The sequence below is a fragment of the Pseudomonas sp. FBCC-B1667 genome (assembly GCF_059133255.1).
This window is the reverse complement of sequence record NZ_CP101437.1, coordinates 6,539,416-6,555,111: the sequence shown is the minus strand read 5'-3', so window position 1 is coordinate 6,555,111 and position 15,696 is coordinate 6,539,416. Positions and strand designations below refer to the sequence as shown.

The 15,696-nt window shown below is 60.2% G+C and carries 12 protein-coding genes; all 12 read left to right on the top strand.

What is annotated here, in order from left to right; genetic code table 11:
* Positions 1–5 precede the first annotated feature (5 nt).
* The 12 genes from NL116_RS30220 (at position 6) to mdoH (ending at position 15,537) form a co-directional block, all read left to right on the top strand.
* Positions 6–857, top strand: coding sequence for an ABC transporter permease (locus tag NL116_RS30220; RefSeq protein WP_494375241.1), 852 nt, complete (start codon positions 6–8; stop codon positions 855–857).
* On the top strand, positions 854–1,684 hold the full coding sequence (locus tag NL116_RS30215) for a quaternary amine ABC transporter ATP-binding protein (RefSeq protein WP_494375240.1): 831 nt from the start codon (positions 854–856) through the stop codon (positions 1,682–1,684). The genes NL116_RS30220 and NL116_RS30215 overlap by 4 nt, the downstream gene beginning before the upstream one ends.
* A gap of 152 nt (positions 1,685–1,836) precedes the next feature.
* Entirely contained in the window at positions 1,837–3,360 is a 1,524-nt protein-coding gene (locus tag NL116_RS30210; protein ID WP_494375239.1) for an HAL/PAL/TAL family ammonia-lyase, read from the top strand.
* Between the two features lie 120 nt (positions 3,361–3,480).
* Positions 3,481–5,013, top strand: a complete 1,533-nt coding sequence (gene hutH, locus NL116_RS30205; RefSeq protein WP_494375238.1) for a histidine ammonia-lyase — start codon at positions 3,481–3,483, stop codon at positions 5,011–5,013.
* 100 nt (positions 5,014–5,113) lie between these two features.
* Positions 5,114–6,319: an imidazolonepropionase gene (gene hutI, locus NL116_RS30200; RefSeq protein WP_494375237.1), complete on the top strand. Its 1,206-nt coding sequence runs from the start codon at positions 5,114–5,116 to the stop codon at positions 6,317–6,319.
* 10 nt (positions 6,320–6,329) lie between these two features.
* On the top strand, positions 6,330–7,133 hold the full coding sequence (gene hutG / locus NL116_RS30195; RefSeq protein ID WP_494375236.1) for an N-formylglutamate deformylase: 804 nt from the start codon (positions 6,330–6,332) through the stop codon (positions 7,131–7,133).
* Between the two features lie 268 nt (positions 7,134–7,401).
* Complete coding sequence (locus NL116_RS30190) at positions 7,402–8,349, top strand: choline ABC transporter substrate-binding protein (RefSeq protein WP_494375235.1); 948 nt, start codon at positions 7,402–7,404, stop codon at positions 8,347–8,349.
* Positions 8,350–8,410: 61 nt separating this feature from the next.
* A complete protein-coding gene (locus tag NL116_RS30185) occupies positions 8,411–9,328 on the top strand; it encodes an alpha/beta hydrolase (RefSeq protein ID WP_494375234.1) in 918 nt (305 codons plus the stop codon).
* A gap of 104 nt (positions 9,329–9,432) precedes the next feature.
* Positions 9,433–10,404 carry a prolyl aminopeptidase gene (gene pip / locus NL116_RS30180; RefSeq protein WP_494375233.1) on the top strand — a complete coding sequence of 324 codons (972 nt, stop codon included), beginning with the start codon at positions 9,433–9,435 and terminating at the stop codon, positions 10,402–10,404.
* A complete protein-coding gene (gene dtd / locus NL116_RS30175; RefSeq protein WP_494375232.1) occupies positions 10,401–10,838 on the top strand; it encodes a D-aminoacyl-tRNA deacylase in 438 nt (145 codons plus the stop codon). The genes pip and dtd overlap by 4 nt, the downstream gene beginning before the upstream one ends.
* A 321-nt stretch (positions 10,839–11,159) precedes the next feature.
* Positions 11,160–12,974 (top strand): glucan biosynthesis protein G, encoded by a 1,815-nt coding sequence (locus tag NL116_RS30170; RefSeq protein ID WP_494375231.1) that lies wholly within the window; start codon positions 11,160–11,162, stop codon positions 12,972–12,974.
* Positions 12,967–15,537: a glucans biosynthesis glucosyltransferase MdoH gene (mdoH, locus tag NL116_RS30165; RefSeq protein WP_494375230.1), complete on the top strand. Its 2,571-nt coding sequence runs from the start codon at positions 12,967–12,969 to the stop codon at positions 15,535–15,537. Before NL116_RS30170 ends, mdoH begins: the two co-directional genes overlap by 8 nt.
* The last annotated feature ends 159 nt before the right edge of the window (positions 15,538–15,696 follow it).

Sequence of the window (15,696 nt, the reverse complement as noted above, 5' to 3'; positions counted from 1 at the left end):
CTCCTATGTTTCCCGAAAGCTTTACCTTTTCCATCGCCGACTGGGTCAACGGTTGGGTCGATTCGCTGGTCACCAACTACGGCGACGTGTTCCGGCAGATCTCTGACACGCTGCTGTGGGCCATCGTCAACCTTGAAGGCCTGCTGCGTGCGGCGCCCTGGTGGCTGATGCTCGCCATCGTCGCGGGCATTGCCTGGCACGCCACGCGCAAAGTGGTGACCACGGCCGTGATTGTCGGCTTGTTGTTCCTGGTGGGGGCGGTCGGCCTCTGGGACAAGCTGATGCAAACCCTGGCGCTGATGATGGTGGCGACGATCATTTCGGTACTGATCGGCATTCCGCTGGGCATTCTCTCGGCACGCAGCAATCGCCTGCGTTCGATCTTGATGCCGCTGTTGGACATCATGCAAACCATGCCGAGCTTCGTGTACCTGATCCCGGTGCTGATGCTGTTTGGCTTGGGCAAGGTACCGGCGATTTTCGCCACCGTGATCTACGCCGCCCCCCCGCTGATTCGCTTGACCGACCTGGGCATTCGCCAGGTTGACGGTGAAGTGATGGAAGCGATCAACGCCTTCGGTGCGAACCGCTGGCAGCAACTGTTTGGCGTGCAACTGCCCCTGGCGTTGCCGAGCATCATGGCCGGCATCAACCAGACCACCATGATGGCGCTGTCGATGGTCGTGATTGCTTCGATGATCGGTGCCCGTGGCTTGGGCGAAGACGTACTGGTGGGGATTCAGACACTCAACGTCGGACGTGGCCTGGAAGCCGGTCTGGCGATCGTGATTCTGGCTGTGGTGATCGACCGCATTACTCAGGCGTACGGTCGGGCACGGCATGAGGTGAGCAAATGAGCAACGCAACCGTGAGCAAGATCGAAGTCAAAAACGTCTTCAAGATTTTCGGCAACCGCTCCAAAGATGCGCTGGCGATGATTGGCCAGGGCAAAACCAAGGACCAGGTGCTGTCCGAAACCGGCTGCGTGGTCGGCGTGAACGATCTGTCCCTGAGCATCGGCACCGGTGAGATTTTCGTGATCATGGGCCTGTCGGGTTCCGGCAAATCGACCCTGGTGCGCCACTTCAATCGCCTGATCGACCCGACCAGCGGCGCAATCCTGGTGGACGGCGTGGACATCCTGCAATACGACATGGACGCGCTGCGCGAATTTCGCCGCCACAAGATCAGCATGGTGTTCCAGAGTTTTGGCCTGTTGCCACACAAAACCGTGGTGGATAACGTCGCCTACGGCCTGAAAGTGCGCGGTGAGAGCAAGCAAATGTGCTCTGAGCGCGCGCTGCACTGGATCAACACCGTGGGCCTCAAGGGCTACGAAAACAAATACCCGCATCAGCTGTCGGGTGGCATGCGTCAGCGTGTGGGCCTGGCCCGCGCCTTGGCAGCGGACACAGACATCATCCTGATGGACGAAGCGTTCAGCGCCCTCGACCCGTTGATTCGCGCCGAGATGCAGGACCAGTTGCTGGAACTGCAAAAGACCCTGCACAAGACCATCGTCTTCATCACCCATGACCTGGATGAGGCTGTGCGCATTGGCAACCGCATTGCGATCCTCAAGGACGGTCGCCTGATTCAGGTCGGCACCCCGCGCGAGATCCTGCATTCGCCGGCGGATGAGTATGTCGACCGGTTCGTGCAGCGTCGGGCTGCGGTGGTGTAAGAGATTTGCGGTGACTGTGCCGGCCCCTTCGCGAGCAGGCTCGTTCCCACATGGATTTTGTGAGCACTGGAGATCCACTGTGGGAGCGAGCTTGCTCGCGATGAGGCCGGTAGGGCTGCATCAATATTCAAGTTGCAGGCACGAGGTTAATGATGTCCCAGGCTGAAAAAATCGTTATCGCTGACGCCCCGTTGCGTTGGCAGGATGTGGTCGCCGTAGCCCGTCACGGCGCACAGCTTGAGCTGTCGGCGCAGGCTTGGGCACGTATCGAAAACGCCCAGGCAATCGTCCAGCGCATTGTCGCCAGCGGCGAGCGCGCCTATGGCGTGAATACCGGCCTCGGCGCGTTGTGCAACATCTCGCTCAAAGACGAACAACTCAGCCAACTGTCGCGCAACACCTTGCTCAGCCATGCCTGCGGCGTGGGCGCGCCATTGGCCGACGAGCAAACCCGCGCCATCATGTGCGCTGCCGTCGTCAACTACAGCCACGGCAAATCCGGCCTGCACCGCCAAGTGGTCGAAGCTCTGCTGGCATTGCTCAATCGTGGCCTCACCCCACAAGTGCCGTCCCAGGGTTCCGTCGGCTACCTGACCCACATGGCGCACATCGGCATTGCCTTGCTGGGTGTCGGCAACGTCAGCTATCGCGGGCAAATCGTTTCGGCGCAGCAAGCCCTGGCCGAAGAAGGCCTTCAGCCGGTCAAGCTTGGCGCCAAGGACGGTTTGTGCCTGGTCAACGGCACACCGTGCATGAGCGGGCTCAGCTGCCTGGCCATTGCCGACGTTACGCGCCTGCTGCAATGGGCAGACGTCATCAGCGCCATGAGCTTCGAGGCCCAGCGTGGGCAGATCGCCGCATTCGATGCCGAGATCATCGCGCTCAAGCCGCATCCGGGCATGCAGCAAGTCGGTATCAACCTGCGAGCGCTGCTTGATGGCAGTGAAGTGATCGCCAGCAGCAAAGGCATTCGCACCCAGGATGCGCTGAGCATCCGCTCGATCCCGCAGGTACACGGTGCCGCGCGTGATCAGCTTGCGCACGCGACCAGACAGATCGAAACCGAGCTCAACGGCTGCACCGATAACCCGCTGCTACTGGGGACGCCGGACAACTTCCGTGTCATGTCCCAGGCCAACCCGCACGGCCAATCGGTCGCAATGGCGGCGGATTTGCTGGCGATTGCCATGGCCGAAATCGGCTCCATCGCCGAGCGTCGCCTGGACCGTTTGATCAACCCCCATGTCAGCGGTCTGCCAGCATTTCTGGTGGCCAATCCCGGGGTGAATTCCGGGATGATGATCGTGCAATACGTCGCCGCCTCGCTGTGCGCGGAAAACCGTCAATTGGCGCAACCGGCCGTGCTCGACAACTACGTGACTTCAGGTCTGCAGGAAGATCACCTGAGCATGGGCACCAACGCCGCGCTGAAGCTGCACCGCGCGTTGGAAAACTGCACGCAGATCCTCGCCATCGAGTACCTGCTGGCGGCGCAGGCGTTTGAGTTTCTCAAAGAACAACGCTTCGGCGCCGGCACCGATACGGCGTGGCGTCTGCTGCGTGAGCGCGTTCCGGCCTACGATCAGGATCGCTGGCTGGCACCGGACATCGCCGCTGCTGCGGGCGTTTTGAAAGACCCGATTTTGCTGCACAACGCTTTACCGAATCTGAACTGATCTCACACAACACCAGCGTGCCAAGGCGCCAGCCCTCTCAAAACGAGGGAAGCGACGGACAACGGATATCTCCGGAGCGTCTGGTAGTTAATTTAAAAAACTCTCAAAAGGAGCATAAAAATGACTGCGCTAAACCTGATTCCCGGCCAACTGAGCCTTGCCCAACTGCGTGATATCTATCAGCAGCCGGTGAAACTGACCCTCGATCACAGCGCCTCGGCCCAGATCGAAGCCAGCGTGGCCTGCGTGGAACAGATCCTCGCCGAGAACCGCACCGCTTACGGCATTAACACCGGTTTCGGCCTGCTGGCTTCGACCCGCATCGCCAGCGAAGACCTGGAAAACCTCCAGCGCTCGCTGGTGCTGTCGCACGCCGCCGGTGTCGGCGAGCCCATCAGCGACGCGTTGGTACGGCTGGTCATGGTGCTCAAGGTCAACAGCCTGAGCCGTGGTTTTTCCGGGATTCGCCGCGTGGTCATCGATGCGCTGATCGCCCTGATCAACGCTGAGGTGTACCCGCACATCCCATTGAAAGGTTCGGTCGGTGCTTCGGGGGATTTGGCGCCGTTGGCGCACATGTCGCTGGTGCTGCTGGGCGAAGGCAAGGCGCGCTACAAGGGCGAATGGATGGAAGCCACCGAAGCGCTGAAAATCGCCGGTCTGACCCCGCTGACCCTCGCCGCGAAAGAAGGCCTGGCGCTGTTGAACGGCACTCAGGTGTCGACTGCTTACGCCTTGCGCGGTCTGTTCGAAGGTGAAGACCTGTTCGCTGGCGCTGTCGCGCTGGGGGCATTGACCGTTGAAGCGGTATTGGGCTCGCGCTCGCCGTTCGATGCGCGTATCCATGCAGCGCGTGGCCAGAAGGGCCAGATCGACGCCGCTGCCGCTTACCGCGATCTGCTGGGCGAGCGCAGTGAAGTGTCCGACTCGCACGAAAACTGCGAGAAGGTCCAGGACCCGTACTCCCTGCGTTGCCAGCCCCAAGTCATGGGCGCCTGCCTGACCCAGTTCCGCCAGGCCGCCGAAGTGCTTGCCATCGAAGCCAATGCCGTGTCGGATAACCCGCTGGTGTTCGCGGCTGAAGGTGACGTGATTTCCGGCGGTAACTTCCACGCCGAACCGGTGGCCATGGCTGCCGACAACATGGCGCTGGCCATCGCGGAAATCGGCTCCCTGAGCGAACGCCGCATCTCGCTGATGATGGACAAACACATGTCGCAACTGCCGCCGTTCCTGGTGGCCAATGGCGGCGTGAACTCCGGCTTCATGATCGCCCAAGTGACTGCGGCGGCACTCGCCAGCGAGAACAAGGCCCTGGCGCATCCGCATTCGGTGGACAGCCTGCCGACCTCGGCGAATCAGGAAGACCACGTGTCCATGGCTCCGGCGGCGGGCAAGCGTCTGTGGGAAATGGCGGAAAACACCCGCGGTGTCCTGGCGGTGGAATGGCTGGCAGCGGCTCAGGGCCTGGACTTGCGCAATGGCCTGAAAACTTCGGCGAAGCTGGAAAAGGCCCGCGCCATCTTGCGCAAAGAAGTGCCGTTCTATGAGAAAGACCGCTTCTTTGCACCGGACATCAATGCCGCGACTGAGTTGTTGGCGACCCGTTGCCTGAATGAGCTGCTCTCGGTGAAGTTGCTGCCTAGCCTGTAAGGCCCTTCGCGAGCAGGCTCGCTCCCACAGGGAGTACGCAATCTCCTGTGGGGAGCGAGCCTGATCGCGAATCGATTTTGAACAAGACGAGGAATTCGGGATGAAAACTCTCTGGCAACACTGCCACGTCGCAACCATGGCGCAAGGCGTCTACTCGATCATCGAGGATGCGGCCATCGTGACGTCCGGTGCGCGCATTGAGTGGATTGGCCCACGCACTGAGCTGCCGGCGGGTGAATACCCTGCCGTCAACGATTTGAAAGGGGCCTGGGTCACGCCGGGCCTGATCGACTGCCACACCCACACGGTGTTCGGCGGTAACCGCAGCGGCGAATTTGAACAGCGTCTGCAAGGTGTCAGCTATGCGCAAATTGCCGCGGCCGGTGGTGGCATTGCCAGCACCGTGCGCGCCACCCGCGCGGCCACTGAAGACGAACTGTTCGCCAGCGCCGCCAAACGTCTGAAAAGTCTGCTGCGCGATGGCGTGACCACGGTCGAGATGAAGTCCGGCTACGGCCTCGACCTGGCCAGCGAACGCAAGATCCTTCGGGTTATCCGTCGTCTCGGTGCAGAATTGCCGGTCAGCGTGCGCAGTACCTGCCTGGCCGCCCACGCCTTGCCGCCGGAATACGCGGATCGCGCCGACGACTACATCGACCACATCTGCGCCGAAATGCTCCCGGCCCTGGCAGCCGAAGGGCTGGTGGATGCGGTGGATGCGTTCTGCGAATACCTGGCGTTCTCGCCGGCGCAGGTCGAGCGTGTGTTCATCACCGCACAGGAACTCGGTCTGCCGGTGAAGCTGCACGCAGAACAACTATCGTCGCTGCACGGTTCGAGCCTGGCGGCGCGTTATCACGCACTGTCGGCCGATCACCTGGAGTTCATGACCGAGGACGACGCCATCGCCATGGCCCAGTCCGGCACCGTCGCGGTGCTACTGCCGGGCGCGTTCTACTTCCTGCGCGAAACCCAGTTGCCGCCAATGGAAGCCCTGCGCAAACACCGGGTGAAAATCGCCATTGCCAGTGACCTCAACCCCGGCACCTCGCCGGCGCTGTCGTTGCGTTTGATGCTGAACATGGCGTGCACCTGTTTCCGCATGACCCCGGAAGAAGCCCTGGCCGGTGCAACGATTCATGCCGCCACCGCGCTGGGCATGGCCGACACCCACGGTTCACTGGAGACCGGCAAGGTCGCCGATTTTGTCGCCTGGCAAATTGATCGTCCGGCCGACCTGTCGTACTGGCTGGGCGGTGACCTGGAAAAACGCGTCGTGCGTCACGGCGTCGAGACAAGCGTTTAGGAGAGCAGTTGTGGATAAGGTTCTGAACTTCAAACAAGGCCGCGTACCGCTGCTGATCAGCATGCCCCATGCCGGCGTGCGCCTGACCCCGGCGGTCGAAGCCGGGTTGATCCCCGACGCCCGCAGCCTGCCGGACACCGACTGGCACATTCCGCAGCTTTACGAGTTTGCCGCCGAGTTGGGCGCGAGCACGTTGGCGGCCGAGTATTCGCGATTCGTGATCGACCTGAACCGGCCATCCGACGACAAGCCTTTGTATGTCGGCGCGACCACGGGCCTGTATCCGGCGACGCTGTTCGATGGCATTCCATTGTTCCGCGAAGGGCTGGAACCGTCGAAAGAAGATCGCGCGACCTATCTGGAGCAGATCTGGACGCCGTATCACACGACTTTGCAGAACGAACTGGCGCGACTGAAAGCCGAGTTCGGTTATGCGTTACTGTTCGATGCGCATTCGATCCGCTCGATCATCCCGCACCTGTTCGACGGCAAACTGCCGGATTTCAACCTTGGCACCTTCAATGGCGCCAGTTGCGATCCGCAGTTGGCCACTCAACTGGAAGCGATTTGCGCCAGGCACGCCGATTACAGCCATGTGCTGAACGGGCGCTTCAAGGGCGGCCACATCACCCGGCATTACGGCAATCCAGCCGCGAACATCCACGCGGTGCAACTGGAACTGGGCCAGTGCACGTACATGGAAGAGTTCGAACCATTCCGCTATCGCCCGGATCTGGCCGAGCCGACACAAGTGGTGCTCAAGGAATTGTTGCAAGGCTTGTTGGCCTGGGGCGAGAAACACCACAAACGTTAAACCCAGACGAATGACCCTGTGGGAGCGAGCTTGCTCGCGATAGCGGACTGACCGACAACAGAGATGTTGAATGTTATGCCCTCATCGTCGGAGCGCCGCCCGGAGCAAGCTCGCTCCCACAGGTGAGTGATCATCTCGACCACAGTCGCCACCGTGCAAATCTCGGTCGCCACAGTTCACTTTTACCCTCTCGCTGCTGCGTAATGTGCAGGACACGGTGCACGAAGACACCGGCCCTCACAATAATCTGCCGCGCGAGACTCTCCCGATGAAAAGACTGTTCACCCGCTGTCTCTCGATCCTCTGCGGCACAGCGCTCCTGAGCACCAGCGTCCTGGCCAGTGACGATGCTTCCTGCAAGGCCGTGCGCATGGGCGTGGTCAACTGGACCGACGTCATCGCCACCAGCGGCATGGCCGATGTGCTGCTCAATGGCCTCGGCTACGAAAGCAAGCAAACCAGCGCCGTGCAGCAAATCATCTTCGCCGGCATCCGCGACAAGCGCCTCGACATTTTCCTCGGTTACTGGAAACCGGCGATGGACAAAAATATCGCGCCGTTCGTGGCCGCCAACCAAGTGAAAGTCATGGATAGGCCGAGCCTGGCCGATGCTCAAGCGACGCTTGCGGTGCCCGATTATGTGGCCGCCGCAGGATTGAAAACCTTCGCCGATATCGCCAGATTCAAGGACCAGCTCGGTGGCAAGATCTATGGGATCGAACCGGGCAGCGGCGCCAATACCACGATCAAAACCATGATCGAGACCAACCACTTTGGCTTGAAGGATTTCAAACTGATCGAGTCTGGTGAAGCCGGCATGCTCGCCGCCGTGCAACGCGCGGTGAATCGCAAGGAGTTCGTGGTGTTCGTCGGCTGGACGCCGCACCCGATGAACATCAACCTGAAGATCGCGTATCTGACCGGCAGTGAAGATGTGTACGGGCCGAACGAAGGCGCGGCCACCGTTTCCACCGTCACCGCGCCGGACTACGCCCAGCGTTGCCCGAATGTGAATCGCCTGCTGGAAAACCTGACGTTTACCGCGTCTCAGGAAAGTCAGTTGATGGTGCCGATCATGGAGCGCAAAACGGCGCAGGACGTGGCCAGGCAATGGTTGCGTGATCACCCGGAGGATTTGCAACGGTGGTTGGCGGGCGTGTCCAGTTTTGATGGCAAGGATGGTGTCGCAACCGTACAGGCCAGCCTGAAAAACTGACTGCAGGCTGACTCCCTAGGGTTGCACTCCACACCTATCTGAACGGACTGGCACCAGGCTCATGACTTCCTACCCGCTTTCCGAACAGATGACGGCTTTCGTCGAGAAAACCGTCAGCTTCAACAGCACCGACACCAGCCTCGCCGGTTTGCGCCTGGCCTACAGCCAGATGTGCCGGGCGTTCACGCCGCCACGTCCTGAAGGGCTCTATGTTGTCGATTTCGATTTGGCCGGTGTGGCCGTCAGGTCTTACCAGTCACACGCCTCGCCATCGACGGATGCGTGCCCGTGCATTGTGTATCTGCACGGCGGCGGATGGGTGGTGGGGGATCTGGATTCCCACGACTTCATCTGCGCCGAGCTGGCCTCGACACTCGGTGTGTTGGTGATTGCCGTCGATTACCGTCTGGCGCCGGAGCATCCGTTTCCGGCGGGTTTCGATGATTGCCTCAAGGTCTGGCGCGCGTTGCGCACCGGGCCGTTTCGGCTTGATCCCGAGCGGACGCTGGTGATGGGGGACAGTGCCGGCGGTAATCTGGCCGCGGCAGTGTGCCTGGCGCTGCGCGATGCCCACGAACCACTGCCTGCTGCACAGGTCCTGATCTATCCGGGCCTGGGCGGCGATCAGCAATCGTCATCGCGCAGTGAATGCATCGACGCGCCGTTACTCAGCAGCAGCGATGTCGATTGCTACCACGCCTTGTACTTGCGCGGCAGCCGACAGCCAGGAGCCTACGCCATGCCGTTACTCGCCGGATATTTCGGAGGACTGCCGCCGGCATTGATTGCCGTCGCGCAATTCGACCCGCTGCGTGATGACGGCGTGCGCTACGCCGAACAACTGGAAGCCGCCGGCGTGGACACCACGTTGTATTACGGCGAAGGTCTGGTTCACGGCTGTTTGCGCGCGCGCGGCCAGGTCGCCGAGGTCGATGCACTGTATGAAACCCTCCTCGGGTTTTTGGCTGACAGACTCTGAAGCAGCAAGGGCATGCTCATTGATGTAATTCGGGTTTATGATGCCGGACGGCAGAATAATAGAAGTCCCCACAGGGATGACCTCGACCCCTTACGGAGCGCGCAATGCAGACTTTGTACCCGCAGATCAAACCCCACGCCCGGCACGATCTGGCCGTCGATGACACCCATACGCTCTACGTCGACGAAAGCGGTTCACCGGAAGGGTTGCCGGTGGTATTCATCCACGGCGGTCCCGGCGCCGGGTGTGATGCCCAGAGCCGGCGGTATTTCGATCCAAACCTGTATCGCATCGTCACCTTTGACCAGCGTGGTTGCGGTCGCTCCACCCCTCACGCCAGCCTCGAAAACAACACCACCTGGGATCTGGTCGCCGACCTGGAGCGGATTCGCCAGCATCTGGGCATCGATAAATGGGTGCTGTTCGGCGGCTCCTGGGGTTCGACCCTGGCGCTGGCCTACGCACAAACCCACCCGGAGCGTGTTCACGGTTTGATCCTGCGCGGGATCTTTCTCTGCCGTCCGCAAGAAATCGAGTGGTTTTACCAGGCGGGCGCCAGCCGTCTGTTCCCTGATTACTGGCAGGATTACATTGCGCCAATCCCGCTGGACGAGCGCGGCGACTTGCTCAGCGCTTTCCACAAGCGCCTGATCGGCAACGACCAGATTGCCCAGATGCATGCGGCCAAGGCCTGGTCCACGTGGGAAGGCCGGACCGCGACGTTGCGTCCGAACCCCCTGGTGGTCGATCGCTTCTCGGAACCTCAGCGGGCGCTGTCGATTGCGCGCATCGAATGTCACTACTTCACTAACAATGCTTTCCTTGAACCCAACCAGCTCATCCGTGACATGGGCAAGATTGCCCATTTGCCCGGTGTGATCATCCACGGCCGCTACGATGTGATTTGCCCGCTGGATAACGCCTGGGAATTGCACCAGAACTGGCCGAACAGTGAGTTGCAGATCATCCGTGACGCCGGTCATGCCGCCGCCGAACCGGGTATTACTGACGCGCTGGTTCGGGCCGCTGGTCAGATGGCGCGCCGCTTGCTCGACCTGCCACCCGAAGAAGCATGAAGGGCCTGTTGCAACGCGTACGGGGTGCGCGAGTCGAGGTCGCGGGGGAAGTGGTGGGGGCGATCGACCAAGGGTTGTTGGTACTGGTCGCCGTCGAGCCTGTGGATACTCGGGCCAGCGCCGACAAACTTCTGAATAAGCTGCTTAACTATCGGGTATTCAGCGACGCCGAGGGCAAGATGAATATGTCCTTGGCGGATGTCGGTGGCGGGTTGCTGCTGGTCTCACAGTTCACCCTGGCTGCTGACACTAAAAGCGGGCTGCGTCCGAGTTTTTCGACCGCGGCCCCTCCCGCGTTGGGTGAGGAGCTTTTCGACTATCTATTAGGCAAAGCGAAACAGGTGCATGGCACTGTGGCATCAGGTAGATTCGGCGCGGATATGCAGGTGCACCTGGTCAACGATGGCCCGGTAACCTTCCTGTTACAGACCTGAAAGCGCTTGAAACAACTTTTTAAGGGCTTTTCGACTGAAAACAGGCATTTTTCGCGAGAAATACTTTGTTGCGCCTGATGCGTTGTAACGCGGCCTGCTAGATAATCGCGCGCTACGGGGATCGGCGTTCGTTGGTCCATTTTGACTTAGGTAGAGACTTGTCCTGGACCGTTTGGGGAATCATTTAGCCCCATCGGAGTCGGAACAATGCTCGCCAACTTGGCAAGAGTGGTTTGCAAGGTCGGTTTTTTCATGCCGTTTACCGTGCACACCCTTCAACTGGCCGTTGGTTTTTTGATCTGTTTTCGGCGAGGGTTGCTCGTGATTGTTAGTCCCTGTAATGCACCAAAATTGACTGCCAAACGGTTCCGAAGCGCTCTGGTGGCGGGTTCTGCGCTGCTGTGCCTGTTCAGCGCCGGCCAACTGTGGGCATTCAATCTGGAGGATGTGTCGGTCAAGGCAAAAGAGCTGGCCGCACAAAAATACGAAGCTCCGCGCAGTAACCTGCCGAACGAGTTCCGCGAGATGAAATTCGCGGACTATCAGAAAATTCGTTTCCTGACCGAAAAAGCCGAATGGGCCGACCAGAAGACCCCATTCAAGCTTTCGTTCTATCACCAGGGTATGCATTTCGATACACCGGTGAAAATCAACGAAATCACGGCTAACTCCGTCGAAGAGATCAAATACGACCCAAGTCGTTTCGATTTCGGCGATGTGAAGTTCGATCCTAAAGCCACCGAACAACTGGGTTATGCCGGTTTCCGGGTGCTGTACCCGATCAACAAGGCGGACAAGCAAGACGAAATCATGACCATGCTCGGCGCCAGCTACTTCCGCGTTGTCGGCAAGGGGCACGTCTATGGTTTGTCCGCACGGGGCATGGCCATTGACACCGCGTTGCCATCCGGCGAAGAGTTCCCGCGTTTCACCGAGTTCTGGATTCAACAGCCAAAGCCGGGTGACAAGCATCTGGTGATTTTCGCGCTGCTGGATTCGCCACGTGCAACCGGTGCCTATCGCCTGACCCTGCGTCCGGGCAGCGACACCATTGTCGACGTCAAGGCGCAGATGTTCCTGCGCGACAAGGTCGGCAAGCTGGGTATCGCTCCATTGACCAGCATGTATCTGTTCGGCGCCAACCAGCCTTCGAAAGTGCTGAACTACCGTCGTGAACTGCACGATTCCAGCGGCCTGGCGATCCATGCCGGCAACGGCGAGTGGATCTGGCGTCCATTGAACAACCCGAAACACCTGTCGGTGAGCAACTTCTCGGTCGAGAACCCGCGTGGTTTTGGTCTGCTGCAACGTGGCCGTGATTTCAGCCACTACGAAGACCTCGACGACCGTTACGACAAGCGCCCAAGCGCCTGGATCGAGCCGAAGGGTGACTGGGGCAAAGGTACCGTGGATCTGGTCGAGATTCCGACTGCCGACGAAACCAACGATAATATCGTTGCTTTCTGGAACCCGGAAAAATTGCCAGAGCCTGGCCAGCCGCTCGATGTTGCCTATCGCATGCACTGGACCATGGATGAATCCGCGATTCACGCACCTGACAGTGCCTGGGTCAAACAGACCCTGCGTTCCACCGGTGACGTCAAGCAGTCCAACCTGATTCGTCAGCCGGACGGCAGCGTTGCTTATCTGGTGGACTTCGAAGGCCCGTCCCTGGCGGCATTGCCACCCGATGCAGACATTCGCAGCCAGGTCAGCGTGGGCGACAACGCCGAACTGGTCGAGAACAGCGTGCGTTACAACCCTGAAACCAAGGGCTGGCGCCTGACGCTGCGCATGAAGATCAAGGACGCGGGCAAAGCCACTGAAATGCGTGCGGCACTGGTGCAGAACATCGTGCCGGCAGACCTGGCCAAGACCTCGATTCCCGCGTCGAATTCGTCTGTCGCCAAAGCCGACAAGGTTGCCGCCAAGCAACAGGAAAAAACCGACAAGGAAGCCAAGCAAGCTGAGGCCAAGCAGGCCGATGCCAAGCCGGTTGCAGACGCCAAGGACAAGGCTAATAAAGACGCCAAGCAGCCAGTGGCTGCCGACGCGGCCCCAGCCACACCGGAATCGGCACCGACTGAAGAAGTCCTGACCGAGACCTGGAGCTACCAGTTGCCTGCCGATGAGTAATTCTCAAGTACAGCCAGAGACGCTTGCCGAGTATCTGGCGCATTTACCGATGACTGACCAGCAGCGCGCGGAACTTGCGGGCTGCCAGTCCTTCAGCGAATTGCACCAGCGTCTGTCATCTTCGACGTTCGACGCTCCTGCCGAGGCTGCCCAAGCCTCGGTAGGCCGTCGCTTGACCCTGAACACCGCGCAAGAACTGGAAGACGCGGAAATGCTCGCAGTCGACGCCAGCGGTCGGGTTTGCCTCAAGGCGACCCCTCCGATCCGTCGGACCAAAGTCGTGCCGGAGCCGTGGCGCACCAACATTCTGGTGCGAGGCTGGCGTCGTCTGACCGGTCGTACCAATCCGCCGGCGCCGCCGAAAGATGAACGCGTGTTGCCAGCGGCTCGCTGGCGCACCGTCGGTTCGATACGTCGCTACATCCTGCTTCTATTGATGCTAGGGCAGACGATCGTCGCCGGCTGGTACATGAAAGGCATCATGCCGTATCAGGGCTGGTCGTTCGTCGATCTCAACGAAGTGCTGCATCAACCGCTGCTGCAAACTGCCACGCAAGTGCTGCCTTATGCCTTGCAAACCAGCATCCTGATTCTGTTCGGGATTCTGTTCTGCTGGGTGTCGGCCGGTTTCTGGACCGCGCTGATGGGCTTCCTTGAATTACTCACCGGCCACGATAAATACCGCATCTCCGGTAAAAGTGCCGGTAATGAACCGATTCCGAAGGACGCGCGCACCGCACTGGTGATGCCGATCTGCAACGAAGATGTGCCGCGTGTATTTGCCGGTCTGCGGGCGACATTTGAATCGGTGGCGGCCACGGGTGACCTGGATCGCTTCGACTTCTTCGTCCTCAGCGACAGTAACGATGCCGACATTTGCGTGGCCGAGCAGCAAGCCTGGCTGGACGTCTGCCGTGAAGCCGGTGGCTTTGGCAAGATTTTCTATCGCCGCCGTCGCCGTCGCGTGAAACGTAAAAGCGGTAACCTCGACGACTTCTGCCGTCGTTGGGGGGGTGACTACAAGTACATGGTCGTGCTCGACGCAGACTCCGTCATGACCGGCGAATGTCTGACCAGCCTGGTGCGCTTGATGGAAGCCACGCCGGACGCCGGGATCATCCAGACCGCGCCGCGTGCGTCGGGCATGGACACCCTTTATGCACGCATGCAGCAGTTTGCAACGCGTGTGTACGGTCCATTGTTTACCGCCGGTCTGCACTTCTGGCAGTTGGGTGAATCCCACTACTGGGGCCACAACGCGATCATCCGCATGAAGCCGTTCATCGAGCATTGCGCGCTGGCGCCGTTGCCCGGTAAAGGTGCTTTCGCCGGTGCGATTCTTTCCCACGACTTCGTTGAAGCAGCGCTGATGCGCCGTGCCGGCTGGGGCGTGTGGATTGCCTACGATTTGCCGGGCAGCTACGAAGAACTGCCGCCGAACCTGTTGGACGAACTCAAGCGTGACCGTCGCTGGTGCCACGGTAACCTGATGAACTTCCGCCTGTTCCTGGTCAAGGGTATGCACCCGGTTCACCGTGCGGTGTTCCTGACCGGCGTGATGTCTTACCTGTCGGCGCCGTTGTGGTTCTTCTTCCTCGTGCTGTCGACGGCGCTGCTGGCGGTCAACACGCTGATGGAACCGCAATACTTCATGGAACCGCGACAGCTGTATCCGCTGTGGCCGCAATGGCATCCCGACAAGGCTGTCGCGCTGTTCTCCACGACCGTCGTGCTGTTGTTCCTGCCGAAGCTGTTGAGCATCATCCTGATCTGGGCCAAGGGCGCGAAGGAGTTCGGCGGCAAGTTCAAGGTGACGATGTCGATGCTGCTGGAGATGCTGTTCTCCATGCTGCTGGCGCCGGTGCGGATGATATTCCACACCCGTTTCGTACTGGCTGCGTTCCTCGGCTGGGCCGCGACATGGAACTCGCCGCAACGTGACGACGACTCCACGCCATGGAGCGAAGCGGTCAAGCGCCACGGTCCGCAAACCTTGCTGGGCTTCTTCTGGGCCTTGCTGGTGATCTGGCTGAATCCGAGCTTTCTCTGGTGGCTGGTGCCAATCGTCGGTTCGTTGATGCTGTCGATCCCGGTGTCGGTGATTTCCAGCCGTGTCGGTCTGGGCCTGAAGTCTCGTGACGAAAGCCTGTTCCTGATCCCTGAGGAATACAATCCGCCGCAGGCGCTGCTGGCCACAGATCAGTACACCCACGAAAACCGTTATCACGCACTGAACGACGGCTTCGTCCGGTCGGTGGTCGATCCGCAGCAAAACGCCCTGGCGTGCTCGCTGGCGACCTCGCGTCACGGTCAGGCCGAGCCCATCGAGTGGTTGCGGGTTGAGCGGGTTCGTCACGCCTTGAAAGTCGGGCCTGAAGGCCTGAACAACAATGAGCGTGTGCAATTGCTGAGTGACCCGGTGGCATTGGGTCGTCTGCATGAGCAGATCTGGAGTGAGGGGCACCCTGAATGGCTGCAAGCCTGGCGTCAATCGGTGCAAGCCGATCCCCACGCGCCGTTGCTGCCGCTCAAGCCGCTGAGCGCACAACCTCAGTTGGCGTAATAAAACACCCCGCGAAAGCGGGGTTTTTTTTGCGCAGTGTCAGGCAACAAATCCTGCTTAAGACCTTGTGCAAACGGGCGAGTAGTTTAGGATCCGTCCCCGAATTGGTGCGCCCGGATAATTTTTGTCCGTATGGGTGAGTTTCCTGAGGGAAACCGC

What these genes read in the sequence shown, in the direction of transcription:
- NL116_RS30220 (WP_494375241.1), top strand. Translation starts at nt 6, where the DNA reads ATGTTTCCCGAAAGCTTTACCTTTTCCATCGCCGACTGGGTCAACGGT.
- NL116_RS30215 (WP_494375240.1), top strand. Translation starts at nt 854, where the DNA reads ATGAGCAACGCAACCGTGAGCAAGATCGAAGTCAAAAACGTCTTCAAG.
- NL116_RS30210 (WP_494375239.1), top strand. Translation starts at nt 1,837, where the DNA reads ATGTCCCAGGCTGAAAAAATCGTTATCGCTGACGCCCCGTTGCGTTGG.
- hutH (WP_494375238.1), top strand. Translation starts at nt 3,481, where the DNA reads ATGACTGCGCTAAACCTGATTCCCGGCCAACTGAGCCTTGCCCAACTG.
- hutI (WP_494375237.1), top strand. Translation starts at nt 5,114, where the DNA reads ATGAAAACTCTCTGGCAACACTGCCACGTCGCAACCATGGCGCAAGGC.
- NL116_RS30190 (WP_494375235.1), top strand. Translation starts at nt 7,402, where the DNA reads ATGAAAAGACTGTTCACCCGCTGTCTCTCGATCCTCTGCGGCACAGCG.
- NL116_RS30185 (WP_494375234.1), top strand. Translation starts at nt 8,411, where the DNA reads ATGACTTCCTACCCGCTTTCCGAACAGATGACGGCTTTCGTCGAGAAA.
- pip (WP_494375233.1), top strand. Translation starts at nt 9,433, where the DNA reads ATGCAGACTTTGTACCCGCAGATCAAACCCCACGCCCGGCACGATCTG.
- dtd (WP_494375232.1), top strand. Translation starts at nt 10,401, where the DNA reads ATGAAGGGCCTGTTGCAACGCGTACGGGGTGCGCGAGTCGAGGTCGCG.
- mdoH (WP_494375230.1), top strand. Translation starts at nt 12,967, where the DNA reads ATGAGTAATTCTCAAGTACAGCCAGAGACGCTTGCCGAGTATCTGGCG.